This is a genomic window from Agrobacterium leguminum, from assembly GCF_005144435.2.
GTDB lineage: Bacteria > Pseudomonadota > Alphaproteobacteria > Rhizobiales > Rhizobiaceae > Agrobacterium > Agrobacterium leguminum.
Window position 1 is genome coordinate 512,290 of record NZ_CP120216.1, and the last position, 17,866, is coordinate 530,155.

At 58.6% G+C, this 17,866-nt stretch carries 15 protein-coding genes and 2 pseudogenes; 9 read left to right on the forward strand and 8 right to left on the reverse strand.

The genetic code is table 11. The features are described 5' to 3' along the window. The first annotated feature begins 83 nt into the window (after window positions 1-83). The gene (locus tag CFBP4996_RS29085) at window positions 84-1,172 is read left to right on the forward strand and encodes a LacI family DNA-binding transcriptional regulator (protein ID WP_233283487.1); all 1,089 of its coding nucleotides are present in this window, start codon (window positions 84-86) and stop codon (window positions 1,170-1,172) included. A 407-nt stretch (window positions 1,173-1,579) separates the two neighbouring features. On the opposite strand, the gene CFBP4996_RS29090 is transcribed toward CFBP4996_RS29085, so the two are convergent. From CFBP4996_RS29090 to CFBP4996_RS29100, 3 genes are read right to left on the reverse strand one after another with little or no spacing between them, the layout of a single operon-like run. After that, window positions 1,580-2,227 (reverse strand): ABC transporter permease, encoded by a 648-nt coding sequence (locus CFBP4996_RS29090; RefSeq protein WP_233283486.1) that lies wholly within the window; start codon window positions 2,225-2,227, stop codon window positions 1,580-1,582. Between the two features lie 11 nt (window positions 2,228-2,238). Continuing rightward, window positions 2,239-2,898 carry an ABC transporter permease gene (locus tag CFBP4996_RS29095; protein ID WP_080855370.1) on the reverse strand — a complete coding sequence of 220 codons (660 nt, stop codon included), beginning with the start codon at window positions 2,896-2,898 and terminating at the stop codon, window positions 2,239-2,241. A 13-nt stretch (window positions 2,899-2,911) separates the two neighbouring features. Further along, a complete protein-coding gene (locus CFBP4996_RS29100; protein WP_080855371.1) occupies window positions 2,912-3,709 on the reverse strand; it encodes an ATP-binding cassette domain-containing protein in 798 nt (265 codons plus the stop codon). Window positions 3,710-3,985: 276 nt separating this feature from the next. Between CFBP4996_RS29100 and CFBP4996_RS29105 the strand changes: the two genes are divergently transcribed. Next, a complete protein-coding gene (locus tag CFBP4996_RS29105; protein ID WP_233283485.1) occupies window positions 3,986-4,948 on the forward strand; it encodes a LysR family transcriptional regulator in 963 nt (320 codons plus the stop codon). Between the two features lie 149 nt (window positions 4,949-5,097). On the opposite strand, the pseudogene CFBP4996_RS29615 reads toward CFBP4996_RS29105, so the two are convergent. After that, a pseudogene (locus tag CFBP4996_RS29615) lies at window positions 5,098-5,208 on the reverse strand (OB-fold nucleic acid binding domain-containing protein); the annotation flags it as partial. A gap of 106 nt (window positions 5,209-5,314) precedes the next feature. Between CFBP4996_RS29615 and CFBP4996_RS29110 the strand changes: the two are divergent. Beyond that, window positions 5,315-6,072 (forward strand): IS5 family transposase gene (locus CFBP4996_RS29110; protein WP_121490377.1). Its coding sequence is split into 2 segments (ribosomal slippage): window positions 5,315-5,648 and window positions 5,648-6,072, totalling 759 coding nucleotides; the frame shifts between segments, so codons are not numbered across the junction. Window positions 6,073-6,618: 546 nt separating this feature from the next. Here the strand turns inward: CFBP4996_RS29110 and CFBP4996_RS29120 are convergent. Next, the gene (locus tag CFBP4996_RS29120) at window positions 6,619-7,821 is read right to left on the reverse strand and encodes an ROK family transcriptional regulator (protein WP_080855374.1); all 1,203 of its coding nucleotides are present in this window, start codon (window positions 7,819-7,821) and stop codon (window positions 6,619-6,621) included. Window positions 7,822-7,943: 122 nt separating this feature from the next. On the opposite strand from CFBP4996_RS29120, the gene CFBP4996_RS29125 reads away from it, so the two are divergent. The 6 genes and pseudogenes from CFBP4996_RS29125 to CFBP4996_RS29150 all read left to right on the forward strand — a co-directional run. Continuing rightward, on the forward strand, window positions 7,944-8,927 hold the full coding sequence (locus tag CFBP4996_RS29125) for a sugar ABC transporter substrate-binding protein (RefSeq protein ID WP_080855375.1): 984 nt from the start codon (window positions 7,944-7,946) through the stop codon (window positions 8,925-8,927). A gap of 96 nt (window positions 8,928-9,023) precedes the next feature. After that, window positions 9,024-10,055 (forward strand): ABC transporter permease, encoded by a 1,032-nt coding sequence (locus CFBP4996_RS29130; protein ID WP_080855376.1) that lies wholly within the window; start codon window positions 9,024-9,026, stop codon window positions 10,053-10,055. A 12-nt stretch (window positions 10,056-10,067) separates the two neighbouring features. Further along, the gene (locus CFBP4996_RS29135) at window positions 10,068-10,859 is read left to right on the forward strand and encodes an ATP-binding cassette domain-containing protein (RefSeq protein WP_080855377.1); all 792 of its coding nucleotides are present in this window, start codon (window positions 10,068-10,070) and stop codon (window positions 10,857-10,859) included. 18 nt (window positions 10,860-10,877) lie between these two features. After that, window positions 10,878-12,491 carry an alpha/beta fold hydrolase gene (locus CFBP4996_RS29140; RefSeq protein ID WP_080855378.1) on the forward strand — a complete coding sequence of 538 codons (1,614 nt, stop codon included), beginning with the start codon at window positions 10,878-10,880 and terminating at the stop codon, window positions 12,489-12,491. A gap of 166 nt (window positions 12,492-12,657) precedes the next feature. After that, window positions 12,658-14,217: a tannase/feruloyl esterase family alpha/beta hydrolase gene (locus CFBP4996_RS29145; protein WP_162936165.1), complete on the forward strand. Its 1,560-nt coding sequence runs from the start codon at window positions 12,658-12,660 to the stop codon at window positions 14,215-14,217. A 438-nt stretch (window positions 14,218-14,655) separates the two neighbouring features. Beyond that, window positions 14,656-14,862: pseudogene (locus tag CFBP4996_RS29150) on the forward strand (transposase); the annotation flags it as partial. A gap of 667 nt (window positions 14,863-15,529) precedes the next feature. On the opposite strand, the gene CFBP4996_RS29155 reads toward CFBP4996_RS29150, so the two are convergent. The 3 genes from CFBP4996_RS29155 to CFBP4996_RS29170 all read right to left on the reverse strand — a co-directional run bounded on the left by CFBP4996_RS29155 (window position 15,530) and on the right by CFBP4996_RS29170 (window position 17,781). Continuing rightward, a protein-coding gene (locus tag CFBP4996_RS29155; protein ID WP_416377895.1) for an IS630 family transposase occupies window positions 15,530-16,473 on the reverse strand; the annotation gives its coding sequence in 2 pieces (ribosomal slippage) (window positions 15,530-16,170 and window positions 16,170-16,473; 945 coding nt in all). 79 nt (window positions 16,474-16,552) lie between these two features. Next, window positions 16,553-17,092, reverse strand: a complete 540-nt coding sequence (locus CFBP4996_RS29165) for an alpha/beta hydrolase (RefSeq protein WP_137396204.1) — start codon at window positions 17,090-17,092, stop codon at window positions 16,553-16,555. 41 nt (window positions 17,093-17,133) lie between these two features. Beyond that, window positions 17,134-17,781: an SDR family NAD(P)-dependent oxidoreductase gene (locus CFBP4996_RS29170; protein ID WP_205529297.1), complete on the reverse strand. Its 648-nt coding sequence runs from the start codon at window positions 17,779-17,781 to the stop codon at window positions 17,134-17,136. Window positions 17,782-17,866 lie beyond the last annotated feature (85 nt).

Sequence of the window (17,866 nt, forward strand, 5' to 3'; positions counted from 1 at the left end):
CGTAGTAAGGTTACGCCATAAATATGTAGTAGCGATACTACAGTGTCTTCGCAAGCGTAATTTTCTACGCTATGGACGATGACGTGGCCGGCAACAGGGAGATGATGTTGAAAGAGGACCGAAAACCGACCTTGGCGGACATTGCGGCGAAGACCGGTTACGGGGTAAACACGGTGTCGCTTGCGTTGAGGGGCAGCACGCGAATTTCACAGACAACCCGCGAGATCATTGTCAAAGCGGCCGAAGCTTTGGACTATGTCCCTAACAACTCGGCGAAATCACTTGTCCTGAAACGCACAAATACGGTCGGAATGCTGGTCGAATATCTGACCAATCCTCAGCCGACAGCCGTTGCTACCGCCTTACAACGCGAGATGTCGGAACGTGGTTACAGCGTGCTGTTCGCGACGAGCAGTACGCCGGAACAGGAAACCGCAGCGATTGAAATGTTCCGGCGGCATATGGTCGACGGCTTGCTGATCTACCCGGTCGATCATACCAGCCTTGACCATTTGCGCCGCCTGCGCGAGCGAAACTTTCCGATCGTGATGCTTGTCGGCGCTCGCGACACGGGGCTCGACGCGGTTGGTGTTGACGAGTTCCAGGCCTCCTATAACGCGACAACGCACCTCATCGCCCTTGGCCATACGAAGATCGGTGGCTTGGGGCCAATCAAGGATAAGCCCTTAAAGCTGGAGGGCTTCAGGCATGCCCATCGCGTCCATGGCCTGCCTCTGGACGATCGACAAATCTTCGAACCGGTCGGCTTCAGCATGGCAGCCGGCTTCGACGCCATGAGCGCACTGGCCGAGCGAAAGCTCGGACTGACAGCCATATTCGCCGCATCCGATATGTTCGCTCTTGGTGCGATGCGGTGGGCTAATGTGAACGGGATCTCAGTTCCCGAAGAACTTTCGATAGTGGGCTATGATAATATCGAATTCGGCGAGTTCTCGCATACGACCTTGACCAGCGTCAGGAACGATGGTGCAACACTGGCAAAAGCTGCGGTGGAGCGTCTGGTTGCTTTGATGGAAGCTGCCCCGCCTTTGCCGCCTCCCACGATCACTCTGTTGCCGGGGGAGTTGATCTTACGAGAGAGCTCCTCCCGCCCCGGAATGCGAGCGTGGGTCTCAAAGGAAAGGGTCGCCGGGGACAATAGCGAAGACTGAGTTCCAGCCTATCATGTTATTCTACGTGGATACGGAGCTTCAACGTTCCGCCAGTATAACCCGACCCTATCCTTCCACAGCCCATATCTTTCCGCAGCGTTCCGCGAGGGTGGTTGACACACCATGTGACTGCGACCGGGTTGCCAAGTCCTCGATTATCTCCGTTGCGAGCCTTTCCGGGGCGGGAACCGGAACGATCCGCTCATGATAGTTGTTAGCGTCTAACCCTTCGCCACCGATGACAATGGGATGGAGATCGATGGACTGAAGGCGAGCGCTGGCGTCGAAGCGGCATGTCGCCACAACACTCTTCCATACATCGGGCGCACTCCACACCACCTCGCCTTCATTGAGATGGAAGAGAAAATTGCCGAGCCCGAAGAAGATCGGTGCAGCGCGATAGATTTCTATGGGCTGCAGGATCGCAGGAGGAAGGTCAGGCCGAGATAGAGTACGCCGGCGGCAATGAAGATCTCGTAGGGTGCAAAGGTTTCCGAGACCAGTTTTCGCGAAAGGCCGGTTATCTCCAGCAAAGTCACAGTGCTGGCGAGCGACGTCGCTTTCACGAGGCTGATAACCTCGTTGGCATAGGAGGGAAGAACGCTTCTGAAGGCAATCGGGAAGATGATCCGGCGCTTGATCTGCAACGGGGACATGCCCACCGCCTGTGCTGCCTCGATCATCCCTGTGGCCACGGCCTGGATTCCGCCGCGAAAAATCTCCGTCGTGTAGGCGGCGCCGTTCAGGGAAAGAGCCAGCAGGCAGCACCAGAAGGGATTGCGCAGCAGGATCCAGAGGACGCTTGAGCGAATGGCGCCGATCTGGCCGAGGCCGTAATAGATAATGAAAAGCTGGACAAGCAACGGCGTGCCGCGAAACACATAGGTGTAGGCGAACACAGGCAGAGAAAACCACTTTCGGGACGACGCGCGCATGAAGGCCAGGGGCACGGCGAGGACAAAGCCCGCGAGAAGCGATGCGAATGTCAGGAGGAGCGTCAGCGGAATGCCGCCGGCAAGCGTGAGAGTGCTGGCGAGGAGGAGCGTGATATCCATGATGTGGCGCCTCATCGTCCAGGAACGGCGAAACGCCGTTCGAGGAGATTGAAGATCACCAGCGCGAGACTGGTCAATGTGAGATAGAGCGCCGATGCGGCGAGGTAGAACGTCAGCGGCGCCCGTAATGAGCCCGCGCCGATGGCGGCAACCCGCATGATATCCGTCAGCCCAACGATCGAGATCAGCGACGTTTCCTTGACGAGGGAGATCCACTGGTTCGCAAGTGCCGGGAGCGCGATGCGCAGCATTTGCGGAAGGATGACCAGCAGCCAGGTTTGCCAGGGATGCAGCCCGAGCGAGCGGGCGGCCTCGATCTGCCCCGTGGGTATGCTGAGTACCGCGCCCCGGAAAATTTCCGCCGTGTAGGCGCCGAAGACGACGGTAAGAGAAACGACCCCGGCGAGAAACGCGTTGACCTCGACATAGCGACCGAAGAAGGCGCTAATGGCGACCGTTCCGCCAAAATAGATCAACAGGATGATGATGAGCTCGGGCACCCCGCGAATAATCGTCGTGTAAAAACCGACTGCGAGGCTTACCGCCCTCCATCGCGACAATCGCCCTGCGGCGGCAAGCAATCCGAGCGCCATGCCAAGTGCGCCACTGACAAGCGCCAGCAGTACCGTCGTATTCAGTCCGTTGACGAACTGCACCACGAAACCATTCATGCGCGCAGCCTTTCTATCGATGTGAGGCGAGAAAGCCGCGAAGGCGGCTCGAGACGGGAGAGAAGAAGAATTCCGATGGCGGGCTTTCCTCTTCGATCAACCCGCGATGCATAAAGGCGGCCCGTGTCGAGATTTCGCGCGCGAAGGCCATTTCGTGGGTGACGATCACCATGGTGCGCCCCTCCCCCGCAAGCGCCCCCATGACGCGCAACACCTCCCCGACCAGCTCCGGGTCCAGCGCCGAGGTCGGCTCGTCGAAGAGCAGCACCCGCGGCTCCATCGCAAGCGCACGGGCGATCGCCACGCGCTGCTGCTGGCCGCCGGAAAGATGACGCGGATAGGCGGTAGCCCTGTCCGAGAGCCCGACCTTGGCGAGGTAGTGACGCCCGAGATCGGCAGCGGCACTGCGCCGAACTCCCTTTACGAGGATCGGACCTTCCACGACATTCTCAAGTGCCGTCTTGTGGGGCCAGAGATTGAAGTTCTGGAACACCATGCCCATGGAAGCCCGAACCCTTCGGACTTGCCGATGATCAAGGATGCCGGCCTGCCCGCCGTGGCGCGATGCGGCCCGGATCGCCAGCTTCTCGCCATGCACCCAGATGTCGCCACGATCGGGAACCGTCAGGAGATTGAGGCACCGGAGAAGCGTGCTCTTGCCAGAGCCGCTGCTGCCGAGGATCGAGAGGATCTCGCCGGGCCGGACGGTGAGGTCGACGCCCCGCAGAACATCGTTGCCGCCGATCCGCTTCTCGATGCGCTCGGCGCGAATGCCATATGCCGGAACCTGTTCCATCATCGCTTCACGCATCACTCCATATCTCCGCGGGAAACGGCCTGCCGCCTGCACAAGGCACGCCGAATGCGGGACACGACAACGCTATTGCTGCACGCATCGAGCGGCACCACCCTTTCGCTTTCGATTTTCGATGTCGCGGCGGCTCTATGGGCGTACAATTGCCTGCCGCGTTCACAGGGTCAATTTATAAGCGAGATTATTTTTCGATAAGCTCAGCTTATATGGCGAACGGCGCTCCGACTTTGAGGACGCCTATTGACGTAACAAGGTATAAGTAGAACTTTACGCATGCAGAGCGATATCTGCACGCTGCGGGGAAGCATCATCATGGTGGAAATCGCGAAAACGGGCGTCACGCTCCGCCAGCTTCAGATCCTGCGCGAGGTCGTCAGGACAGGCTCGGAGCGGGCGGCTGCGAAGGCGCTCGACATCACCCAGCCTGCCGTCAGCCAGCAGATCAAGCAGCTGGAGGCTCTGCTCAGCGTGCAACTGTTCGTGCGCGACAAGGGACGCCTCGCTCCAACAGCTCAGACGATGACCCTCTTTCGCGATGCCGATGCGACCTTCGTGCAAATGGAACGGATTGCGAAGACCGTCGTCTCTCTGAAAGGGATCGACAGCGACACGATCAGCATTGCGGCGCCGTATGTCTTCTCGCTCAAGTTCCTTCCCGACGCCATCCGCAAGCTGCGGTCACGACAACCGGTCGCGTCGGTTCATCTCAAGTCCGGCACCTACCGGGAGGTAACGGATCATGTCCTCGAAGGTCGAGCGGATCTCGGGCTTGCCCGCCTGCCGCTCGACGGAAACGTCTTCGACTGGTGCCCGGCAACGACCGCGACCAATGTGTACATATTCCCCCGTGGCCACCGGTTTACCCAAATGGATATCATCAGGCCTGAAGACCTCGTAGGAGAACCACTCGCGGATGTCGAACCCCAGATGCAATCCCATCTTATGAACGAGAACGCCCTGAGATATATGGGAGCGGAGCCGCATCTCGCGATACAGGTCGACGTCGTCGGCCAGGAGGTCAGTTTCGTCGCTGCAGGGCTTGGCATTTCGAGCAGCAACACATTCGCCGCCCGCCAGTTTGCGCCCTTCCCAGTAGACGTCCGCCCCTTTGAGCCGAGCGCCCTCTATCACTACGTGGTTTTCTGGCAAAAGGGCCGTCATCTGGCACCTATCTTGCGGGAAGCCGTCAATGTGTTCGTCGAGTGTGCGCAGTGTGAGTCAGAGCATCCCGGTTGATTAGGTGGCAATCATTTTAGGTCTTGATAGGAGCAGTATGTGGAACCCTGTCATTCCACCTCTGGATGCAGATCCCGCGTCTTTGCCCTGATCTGTCGAGATGCAGATACGATCGACGACGTCGCACGGCGCGGCCCCTTCGGCAGCCCGCCTTTCGCCGAGCCCGGCCGCTGGCGGACAAGAATGAGGCCCGGCGACCTTAAGCCATTTGCCATCGCGCACCTGTATCGCCTCGCGCAGGTGACGATGCGGCCGTTCGAAGATCGGCACGCAGGATTCAGATGGGATGGCTAGGCTCAGGACCTATTGATTAACAGGCTTCCGCTTTCGGTCGGATTCTGATTCAACATGGCAGGAGGTGCTGTCATGAGTGATTTGTATTTGCTGACGCCGTCGCAGTTCGGGCGGATCCGGCCTTATTTCCCTCTGTCCCACGGCGTCGAACGCGTTGATGACCTGAAGGTCGTCAGCGGGATCATTTACGTTATAAAGCATGGGCTTCAGTGGAAGGACGCACCGAAGGAATACGGTCCACACAAGACCCTCTACAATCGCTTCATTCGCTGGAGCCGCATGGGCGTGTTCAACCGCATCTTCGAGGCGCTCGCCGGCAAGGAGGGAAAGCCCGATCGACTGATGATCGATGCCACCCATCTTAAAGCCCATCGAACAGCGGCCAGCCTGCTTAAAAAGGGGCTCTTTCCCGCTGTATCGGACGCACCAAAGGCGGCCTGAATTCCAAGCTTCACGCCGTCACCGACGGGTTTGGCCGTCCTTTGCTGCTCCTGCTCACCGAAGGGCAGGTCAGCGATTTCAAGGGCGCGCGGGCGCTCATCGAGCGCCTGCCGAAGGCCAAGGAACTGCTGGCTGACCGCGGCTATGACGCCGATTGGTTCCGCACTGGACTGAAAGAAAAGGGAATTTCCCCTTGCATCCCGCCCAAACGAAACCGCCGCCAACCCATCGAGTACGACGCCGCCCTCTACAAACAGCGACACCGCATCGAAAACATGTTCGCCAGAATTAAGGATTGGAGACGCATCGCAACCCGGTATGACCGATGCGCCCATACCTTCTTCTCAGCTATCCTCATCGCCGCAACATGCTGCTTCTATCTCAATTAATGAGTCCTGAGCCTAGGTCAATCCAACATGCCCATTATCCTCGACCACCTCACCGCCTGAGGTTCTCGGCCGCTCCGACACAGCCGCCCGCTCGCGTTCGGAAGCCGTGGTGAAGAGATAACCCCCCCGTGCCGCGCCAATTAGCCACATCAACATTGGCGAGCCCCCTTGACCATGCGCAGCCAAGGCGAACTGCAAGTCGGCCGTCGTCTCCGTTGGCTCCAAGGTGCAATCTCAGCGGCTCGCGTTGACACAGACGGGCGGACCTCAACACCGTGATCGTGCACGATTTGGGCGAGTGCGTAAAACCCCGTCGGCTGGGCATTGAGGAGCGCAGCACAGAAGACCTCCCCTCTCTAAGAACGGATTTTTATCCCAGCGTGTGTCGAGGGTTCCCTGATCTTTTGACCGCCATTGCCAGCATGCTCCACAGGCAGAAGGTTACTAGCGGCAATCAGGCCGGGATCGGCAGTCTGCGAGCTATGTCCCAGATAAAGCCGGCGATCTCGCGGGCGATGGCGGTCAGGACGCGGGACTGCGGCTCTTTCAGAGCAGTTGACCGGAGTTCTGCAACACCAGCCCCACCGCACCAAGGGCGGTATCACGGTTGTTGCGGAAGTGCCCGGGAACGATCTGGGTCATAGAAGGCGTATCGATCTCATATGGCTTGATGAGTGCATGACGAGCGAAGCTTTCGCGAAGGGGCGCTAGCAGGATGTCTTCGGCTTGCAGCTGGCGGCCGCCCAAGACGATAAGAGGGGGATTGAGGACGGCACACACGCTGGCGAGGGCTCGACCCGCGACGAGGGCGACGTCCTCGATCAGACGGCGGCAACCAACATCGCCATTGATGGCGTGCTCGGCGATAGTGTGAAAGCGCACGTTGGGGCCGAAGCGGCCTTTTGCGGGCTCAATAACGGCGTTCCATCCCGCGTAAAGCTCAACGCAGCCCCGATTTCCGCAGCGGCACAAGGGGCCGTTTGGATCAAAGATCATGTGGCCGACTTCCCCTGCCGCTCCAGCGATGCCGCGCAAAATCTGATTGTTGACGATGAGGGCACCGCCGATACCAACATCCAGTTTGCAGTAGAGGAATTCGCTGTGGCCGCGAGCCGCGCCCCATGTCATCTCGGCGATTGCCGCGCAGTTTGATTCATTGTCGACAAAGACCGACGTCTGCAGAGCAGAGGCGAACAGAGCCCTTACATCCGTACCGGCCCACACAGGAACCATGCTCGAGCGGAGCACCCGACCTGTGTGAAAATCCACGGGTCCCGGCACCGCGACGCCTACTCCAAGGAGCCGGTCGCGCGCGAGGCCCGTTTCCTCGTAGGCGTTTTCCACCAGATCGACGACTGCGGCCAAGCCTTTTTCAACTGAATAGTCCTGCTCGATCTCGATGGTGCGTTCCAGAAGCACGGCATGCGAGACATCCGCGATGGTCAGATCGATGAATGTCGGTCCGAGCAGGAGTCCAACGCAGGTGCCGGTGGCCGGGTTCAAGGTCAGAATGGTACCCGGCCGCCCCCTCTTGCTGGCGCTTTCCCCATGACGGACGGTCTCAACAACAAGTCCGTTCTGGCGCAGCTGCTCCACGACGCGGGCGACAGTGGATTTCGATAGTCCGGTCAACCGGGAAATTTCGGCTGCGCTTAATCCCGACCGCTGGCTAAGCAACTTGATCACCCTTGCTTCCGCCTGGGTCGCTTCGTTGATATCGAAAATGCTACTTATTCCCATATGGTCCATAGTTTAAACACCATTCGCAATTGACAGGGATATTATTTCCCGAATAGAACTAATTCCTGCACGGCTTATGATGCACCGAAGCCGCATATGGGGAAAGCCCTCGCGGGCTAGGGAGGAAAAAGATGTTCAACATGCGTGGGGCTGCCCTGGTCGCTGCCGTCGTTTCCGCACTCATTTCGCAGCCGGTTCTGGCTGACTCAAAAGATCCTGTCATCATCATGGTGTCCGGCCCTCTGTTCGACCCGTTTTTCAGCGCGCTGAAGAAGGGTGCCGATGATGCTGCCCGGGATCTTGGCATTGAGTACCAATATTCGACCGTCCAGGATGCCAACAATATCCAGGCTGACCTCGCGCGCATTCTCGACCAGGCTATCGCATCCGGTCCGGACGTGATCGTCGCCGGCAACTATTTCCCTGACGCGACAAGCCCGATGATCAAGCGGGCAACGGAACAGGGACTTCCGATCATCATCCAGGACGGCGGCTACGTGACTTGGAAAGATGTCGGGGCACTCACCTACGTCGGTTACGACCCTGAGAAAATCGGGACTCAGTCGGGAGAAATTCAGGCGAAGGCCGGCGTGAAAAACGGCCTCTGCGTCAACCACGTACCGGGCAATCCGTCGCTGGAATCGCTCTGTAACGCCTACGTCAAGTCGATCACCGATGCCGGCGGCAAGGGCAAGGTGCTGACGATCGCCATGCAAGATGCGCAGAATCCGCAGGCAAACCTACAAGCCATCAAGGGTTCGCTGGAAGCCGACTCGTCGATTGACGGCATCATGACGCTGGGTGCGACCCAGACGACGCTCGCGGCCCAGGCCGCTGAGGAAGCCGGCCACGAAAAGGGCGCCATCAAGATTGGCGGTTCCGGTCTTTCAACCGCCGTCCTTGAGGGGATTCGCGATGGCAAGGTGCAGTTCGGCGTCGACCTGCAGGCCTACCTTGACGGCTACTATGGCATTCTGATCGCCTATCACAAGGTCAAGTATGACCTTGCGCCGGTCGAACCCACCTTCGTCGGCCCGCGCTTCATCTTCCAGGACGACGCCCAGAAGATCATCGACGTGAACAAAGAATACGTGGGTATCCGTGGCACCAACTAGCCACCCTCCCGGCAGGCCGGTGGCTAACCACCACCGAGCCTCGTCGCCCACCTGCTTCAATTCCTGTCTACAGCTAACTCCTGGGAGCACCCCGTCATGGGTACGCAAACTTCGCGGCCAACGGTCAGCCGCGTGGCTGAGCGCAGCGTTCGGTCGCCGATTAAACGGCTGATCATGCGGCCTGAGGCTGGCGCCTTCTTCGCCATAGTCATCGTTTACATCTTCTTCGCGATCGTGACCGCCGAAACTCGGTTCATGAGCTTCAACGGCACTGCCGCATGGCTCAACACCGCCGCAGAATTGGGGATAATTGCTCTGGCGGTGGGTCTACTTATGATCGCCGGTGAGCTGGATTTGTCGATCGGAGCGATCCTGGGCGCGAGTTCGATCCTGATGGCGATCGGCTGCAATCTCTACGGGGTCAATGTCTGGGTGATGATCCTTATCACCCTGGCCTTTGCGGCGGCGGTGGGCTTCTTCAACGGCTATGTCACGGACCGGACCGGTCTTCCCTCCTTCATTGTCACCCTGGCCACCAATTTCGGCGTTGCCGGCGCCGCACTCGGGCTCTCGCGTCTTTTCACCAACACCACATCGACCTCGATGGTCACGTCACCGACGGCGGACTTCGTATTCGCGGCCCGCTGGGGTCAGGCCAATATCGCCATCGTGTGGTGGATCCTGCTGACAATCACTGTCGCCGTGATGCTCAACCGCACCCGTTTCGGGAACTGGATCTACGCGACCGGCGGCAATCTCGTCGCTGCACGCGGTGCCGGCGTCCCCACCTCTCGGGTCAAAATCATCCTTTTCATTGGCACAGCCCTTGCCGCCTCGCTTGTCGGCATCATCCAGACGATCGAATTTCATTCCGGCAACGCGGCCAATGGACAGGGCTATGTGTTCCAGGCGCCGATTGTTGCGGTGATCGGCGGCGTCCTGCTGACCGGCGGCTATGGTTCTGCGATCGGCGTGGCCTTTGGTGCTGCCCTCTATGGCATCATCAGCGTGGGGATATTCTACACCGGCTGGAATACCGATTGGGTCCAGCTGTTCCTGGGTGGCCTGTTGCTCGGTGCGGTTCTCGCCAACAGCTACTTCCGCAAGCTAGCTCTAACGTCGCGCTAAGGAGATTAAGCAATGACTGCGTTGATTGAACTCCGCGAAGTTTCCAAGCGTTTCGGCGGTATCGTCGCCCTGACGAACGTCTCGATCAAAGTCGCTGCCGGCGAAATTCTTTGCCTGCTGGGCGACAACGGTGCGGGTAAGTCCACGCTTATCAAGGTGTTGTCGGGCTTTCATGCCCCGTCTACGGGTGAGATTCTGCTCGACGGTGCTCCGACGCATTTCGCAGATCCGCGCGAGGCGCGGTCCAACGGCATTGCAACGGTGCATCAGGACGTCGGCAGCATCCCGCTTATGTCCGTCGGTCGCAACTTCTTCCTGGGAGCTGAGCCCATCTTCGGATGGGGTCCGTTTAAGTTTATCGACATGGAGAAGTCAAACAGGATCGCTGTCGAGGAAATGCGCAGCTTCGGGATCACCCGGGTTACGAGCGGTGATCAGCTGGTCGGAACGCTTTCCGGTGGCGAACGTCAGGTCCTGGCCATTGCCCGCGCCATGTATTTCGGCGCCAGGGTCCTCATTCTCGACGAACCAACGTCGGCGCTGGGCGTCAAGGAAGCGGCCAAGGTCCTGGCCATGGTCAAGGTCGCCCGGAAGCGCGGCGTCGGCATCGTGTTCATCACCCACAATGCCCGGCACGCCATGCTCGTTGGCGACAGCTTTGTGGTCCTCGCTCACGGCACGGTCCTCGCTAAGTTCCGTCGCGGGGAGAAGACTCGCGACGAGGTGTTGAACCTCATGGCCGGCGGCGACGACACCGCTGCGATCGAAGCGGATCTGGCCAGCCTCGAAGACGACGCTGAATAACATTCCAGCAAAAGGCACATGACGATGACTGACGCTACAGGGGCCGATCTCGACTGGTTGATTGGAATGAAAAAGCTCCGCCAGGTTCCTTTTCCTCCCGCTGGTCCCTTCGTGTCAGCCGGGCAGCCCGAACCAGACGGCATGGTGAGCATCGGCTGGGACCAAAATAACGATTTCCCGGCCTATCGCGTGACAGAGCCGAATGGCGAAAGTGTTCTGGTGCCCTTTACGCCGATGGCTCAGTTTGCTCCGGAAGGGTATTCCGGCGACTTCTTCGTCGAGGAATTCACGGATGCGCGGATCAAGGAGCGCTATCGGCAAGCATCGGGCGATGCTGAGACTATGGCGTCGGTTCGTGCGGTGCGCGACAACATCATCGTTCCCCACGAGTTCCATGTAACCGGAAGCATGGATCCTCGCGGAAAGATTGACGCCAAGGGGGATGTTGACCTCCGCGATATCCGTCGCCCTGCTTTCTTCGAGCAATATCCGTGGAACGAGCCGATTGCAGCGGCCGAGGCTGTAACAACGATTGTTGAAGTCGAAGTTCCGCGCGAGCCGCACGAGGTCCTTCATATGGGTTTGACGGATCCAATCAAGATACGGGGTTGGCATCTGGCAGGGACCGGGGTCGATGACGGCAAGGGCGGTCGCCGTCGCATCCTGGTGATCTTGACTGGGGGACGTTCGATCGAGACCACCACTATCGACCAACCCGGTGATATCCCGTGTTACTGGGATGAAGTCTCGAGGGGCTGGATCCAGTCCGTCTACCCGGGTGGCAAGGGGAGCGAACAGTGGGGAACGGGGAGTTGGCGCAATAATTACATCTACCGGTTCAATCAAGCCGGATTTGACGTGTTGACGCTGGACAAACGCGGACATGGCATTTCCGGCGGCGACAATGACAGCAACACAAATGAGCAGGCTGAAGACCTGTTCCGGGTCCTGACGGCGATGGAAACCGGCAAAGGCCTGCGAATCCTAACGCCTGACGGTGTTGTCTCGCAGGGCGACCAAACGGCGGGAATGTTGTTGGCAGGGTATGCTACCGCCCGCGAGCTTCCGGTTTTCATTTCCGGGGCCTCTCAGGGCTGCATGGTGACGACTTGGGCCATGCACAAGAACTTCAGTGGCGGCTGCGACTTCGAGCGGGAAAACGGCTCAAGCTCGCCCACTTACGGCTTCAACGTGCTCGGTGCCCTCTTGTTGGCGCCGTTCCCCGGCGGACTTGGTTATCGTGCGCCCATCGAATCCCTGGTCGAGGCATCGCGTCGGCTCGATCTCAACGTGCAGATGTTCGCCACAAGCGAAATCCTCACGTCAATCCCGTCCTGGCCGTCGCTGTTCATTGGACGCGGCCTTTGGGATTTCTCGGAAAGCCTTGAAGGGTCATTTGAGGCCTATAAACGGGCGACCGGCCCCAAGGCGATACTCGCGATTCGGGGGCCACATGGGGAGAATGAGTGGGGTCAGGCGAACATCGACTACATGACGTCCCACATGATCCGTTTCGCGAGCCAAGTGGGCACCGGTCAAGCGCTGACCGGCTTCCCCGAACCGGCAAACATTCGCGATATTGTGGAGGCGTCTCCGCCACACTGGGCGCCCTTCGCCCGACCGAAGCAGTAGCCTGCAAGCCTCTCGCCGCTATTGATCCCTTGGTAACCGGCTTGGGTTGAGCAATAAAAAACCTTACGGGCAAGCGAGCAGTTGCTGCCCGAGATCGCAAGAGCGCGTGAGCTATGGATCAGGCGACGCAAGCGCTTCACCTGTTCGATCCACTTTGGAGGAGATGATGATTTTCAAACCAGGCTTAGTGACACTCACTGTCACAACCATCGTTGCTAGCTTCGGAGGGAGCAGCTCTGCGGACGACCGAACCGTGCAAGCAGGACGGGCGACCTGTGAAGCCTACGTCGGTAAGCAACTCCAGTCTGGCACAGTAACCACCGCTCAGTACGTGACCAAGGGATCGCTTCTCGGCACCCACGGCACCGTAGCGCCTAAAGACTTCTGCCAGGTTCGCGCCAAGGTAACTTCAACACCGACATCCAACATCGTTGCGGAAATGTGGCTGCCCAACGAATGGAATGAGAAGCTAATGGCCGCAGGTGGCAGTGGCTATTCCGGCGGATTAGGCAATGTCGTTCAGTCCTTGGCGCTACCCTTGTCACAGGGATATGCCGGTGTCGCCACCAACGCCGGCCACGACGAACCGGGAGCATCCTGGGCGCGGGGGCAAGCCCAGCAGGTTGCGGAATGGGGCCACCTTGCCAACCATCTGGTTGCCGTCTTTGCGAAAGAGGCGGTGGCGGATTACTACGGGAGTAGGGTAAGTCGCGCATACTTCCAAGGCTGCTCGAATGGAGGGCGTGATGCCTTGATGGAAGCGAGTCGCTATCCTGAGGACTACGACGGCATCATCGCCGGCGCACCTGCCGCAGATTGGACCGGGCTAATGTCATCTTTCGCCTGGGACTATCAGCAAGTGTTTCGGACCCCTGGCGCTTCTGGCATCACAAAGAAGCTTGACCTTGTCGCCAACGCAGTGCTCGCAAAGTGCGACATGCTGGACGGCGTTGCAGATGGCGTCCTCGAGAATCCGAGGTCGTGCAACTTCGATCCGACCGAATTGCAATGCTCTGCTGGCGACAATGCGAGTTGTCTGACCAGCGCAGAAGTGGTTGCCCTCAAGAACATTTACAGGGGGCCGCACCTGGCAGATGGAACATCGGTCTTCGTCGGCTTTGCAATGGGCGGCGAGAACATATCCGAAAACGTAAACGGACCTTTTGGCGGCACTGCATCGGGGATCGGAGAATTCGGCGGCGACACGTTCAGATACTTGGTCTACCAGGACGCGAACTGGACCCAGTCGCAATTCGACCTTGAACAAGATTACCCCATCGCCCTGCAGCGGATCGGAGCAATCGTCGACTCTCACCATCCTGATCTGACTGAGTTCACCCAGCACGGGGGAAAATTGCTCATGTATCACGGATGGATGGACGGACGTATACCAGCAGATAGCACAATCCAATACTTCGATTCGGTTCGAAATAAGGTTGGCTCGACCGCCGATCAAGTGAAGCTGTTCATGGTGCCTGGGATGGCCCACTGCCGCGGCGGACCCGGTCCGAACAGCTTCGATATGCTGACCGCTCTGGATAAGTGGGTTGAGAAGAACGCCCCCCCTGAAAGCATCTTGGCCACTAAGTACAGCAACGACTCTGCCTTGAATCTGCTTCTGCCGACCAAGACCGTTCGCACTCGCTCGTTGTGCGCATGGCCAAAGGTTGCGCACTACAACGGCTCCGGGTCCACCGACAGCGCGGAGAACTTTAGTTGTCGTTAGGCGCCATGACACGAAAGTGCTAGGATCCTGATTTCAGCGAGGCGTCCGTAAAACGTTGGTTTTCCGGGCTTTCGTAAATCTGTTCCGAATGGCGGATATTCAACGGGAATACGGAATATGTCCGCCATCGACGGGTTTACGGCAAATGGTCATCGTTTGCCCCCCAAAAAGTCGGACAGTTTACTTACTTTCGTATCGCGAGGCCAAAAAGGAGCCGACAATGATTGCAAAAAACCAATGGCTGGGTCTTCTGACAGTCTTGAATGCCATGGCGCTCGTGGGGACGTGGGGGTTCACACAATGGGCCAATCGATTGGCGACAAACTCCGTCCTTGCTGGCGCATGGATGGCAACCTGCGCCACGGCAGCGATTATTGGCTCCTTGGGCTTTGCGGTGCTTTTAACGTTGTCCCACAAGGTCAAGTGAGTTGGCGCCGCCCGCCCTTGCCGACGCGGCTGATGGCGGGGCTGGCCATCCTCAAGGCGACCTACAACCTGTCCGATGACGTGCTATGCGAGCGCTGGGTGGAGAACCTGTATTACCAGTTATTCTGCAGCGAGGAGTTCTTCCAACATCGCCTGCCTTTTGATCGCTCGTCGCTGGCGCGTTGGCGCCAGAGCATGGGTGAGGACAAACTCACAGCCTCGAGGCCCTGGAACGGCAAACTTGCCTCCGAAGAGTTGCTCAACGACGGCCACCAGGTGCACTACGAAGCTGATACCGAAGCGAGCGCAGTGAAGCGTTCGGCGAATTGCGAGAACGTCTTCGTGACGTGATGCACCACGGTGGCCGAACTGCGATATGGTCGATGATATGTTACGCCACTTTACGGTAGTGCTCCCTCTGTGATGATCCGTCGCGCCAAGGCCTCCTACCCTTGCTTTGTGCGGCGAGCGATGATGCGCTGGCCCTTCCGGTGGTTCATCCCGCGCCAGTCGTCGCGCACTCGGCGGGCTTCGTCCACTGTCTCTTGTGATATAAGGACGCAGTCAGGAACGTCGATTTGTGACAGCATTCGACGCCACTGAGAGGGCACCAGAGCAAGTCATCAATTGCATACAGGCGAAAGTCAAGTTCCGGCGCCAAGTCATCCGTAAAAGACAGAACGAGAAGGACAGAGCTGCGGGTGGCCACTATTTTTCCGGTCGCGCGAGGCGGAACACCGCAAGATGTGCGCCTTGCGCTGTCACCCCCAAGGAAGGGGCTACGCTCGCGCCGCTGAGACCGTAACTACTACCCGCGTCTGCTTAGAAAGTCGCCAGCCGCTGCGATCCCTTCCGCCGAGACGGAATGTGCTAGAGCACGTCCACTTTACTCGGGGTCATATCCGCACGACGTAAAATAGTTGGCGCACTCTTTGGGTTTGAAGAGCGGGACGATTTCGCCGACCGTGTCCCACAGAGCTTCGACGTTGCGCTTGGCTCGCGCACGCAGGAGCGCCTTGAGCTTGGAGAAGGCCTTTTCAATGGGGTTGAAGTCCGGGCTGTAGGGTGGAAGGTAGAGAAGCTGGCAACCAACGCTCTCAATAGCCTGCCGCACACCATCCGCTTTATGCGCAGGCAAATTATCCATCACAACGACATCGCCAACTGTCAGCGTTGGAAGCAGAACCTGTTCGACATATGCGCGGAAGGCCGTGCCGTTCATGGCACCATCGAGCACCATGGGCGCGGTCATGCCCGAGAGCTTGAGCGCACCGGTGAAAGTCGTCGTCTTCCAGTGCCCATGTGGAATCGCGGCTCGACAACGCTCGCCGCAAGGGGACCTGCCGCGCAGCCTGGACATCTTGGTAGACAGGCCAGTTTCATCGATGAACACGAGCCTTGCCGGATCGAGATCAAGCTGACCATCGAACCAGTCGCGACGACGTTTCAGCAGGTCGGGTCGTTCTTGCTCCAATGCATGTGCGGTCTTTTTTTGAAAGTCCAGCCGCGCTTGCGCAGCCATACATCGAGGGCACTGCGGCCGATGGAAACGGCCTTCTCTTCGGCGAGCCGCAGAACCATTTCGTTCAGCGTGATGTCCTTTTCTTCATCGATCAACCCAACGATAAAATCGCCATGGGCATCCAGACGAGAACCGCCGCGCCGTCCCTGCTTAGCAGGCTTCATCTGACCATGCCGTGCGCTGGCTATCCAGGCGATGGCCGTCGAGACTCCGATTCCGAACCGGGCGGCCGCCGAGCGTGCTGACATACCATCATAAGCCGCTGCCAGAACACGGCTGCGAAGATCATCGCTGAAAGCGCGGGTCATATTGCCTCCGACCAAATCACCAGTCGGATCATGGAATCAGAAATCGGACCGTAACGGAATCCTCAATCCGATTCCGAGTTCAGTGGACGTGCTCTAGGCCGGGGATCAGCAATTCCTGTGCTTCGATGCCTTTGGTCCTCAGCGCAGATACCGCCAAAGTCGTTTCGGCATACGGGATTACCGTATCGCTCGTTCCGTGCATCAGAAACACACGGGTCTCAGATGGAAGGATTGGATCGGATAACGCAAGCCGACCAGCAAAGCCTACGAGCATTCCTATTTTCCAACGTCCGGTCGCGATCGCGTCCAACGCCATGATCGTCCCTTGGGAGAACCCCAAAAAGCAGACCTGCTCCAACTTACCCTCGAACCCGTGCTTAGCGATCAACGACGAAACGATCGCGTCAAAGGATGGCCGAGCTGCAGCGACCCGGAGAGGTCTGTTCAATGTCGTCACTCCGCTTACGCTGAACCATTGTCGTCCCGACGCTCTGTCAAATGGTTCTGGACCATCCGGATATTCAAAAATCGCATCTGGATGACTGTCACGAAGAGCCTCAGCGATGGGCTGCATACTCTTGCCTGTTGAACCGACGCCGTGCAGCAATATGACGAGCATGTAATTGGCTCCAAGCGATTGAAGTGGCGGCCACGTTGAGCTTAGGCAGGAAGGCCGCCATCGATCATGAAGGTGGCAGAGGTAACATAAGAGGCTTCATCGGATGCCAACCACAGCATCGGATAGGCAAGTTCGGCTGGTTGCGCCCACCGTTTCAGAACACACGGAGGCACCAGATCGTCAACGGCGGCATGTCCGAGGCGCTTGAGGTGGAAAACGGTCCTTGTGAAACCGGGGCAAATCGCATTGACGCGAATATTGTGCTCGCCCTCCTCATACGCAAGGGTCCGGGTCAGTGAAAGGACTCCCGCCTTGGTCGCGTCATACGCTCCCATTCCTTTGCGTCCATAGACCGCATAGGTGGAGGAAACGTTGACGATGCTCCCGTCTTTAGCGTCACGCATGTGCGGGAGCACCGCTCGCGACATGGAAACAAAGCTTAGGAGGTTGACACGCACGATGTGATCCCAAGCTTCCCAGGGAGCATCGGCCACTGCTTCGTAGCGGCGAATGCCGACGTTGTTCACGAGGACGGTCGGCTTGCCAAGTTCAGAGACGACTTCTGCCACTACTCGAACAGCGTCAGATTCCTTACCAAGGTCGGCAACCAATCCAATCACGTTCGCGCCGGGAACTTGCTTGCGTACCTCCGTCGCAGCATTTTCAGATGCTTCCGCACTGACGTCGATGAGCGCTACCTTTGCGCCCTCTTCGCAGAAATCTTACCTGCTGCCGAACCGATGCCGCCGCCGCCCGTGATAATAGCTACCTTGT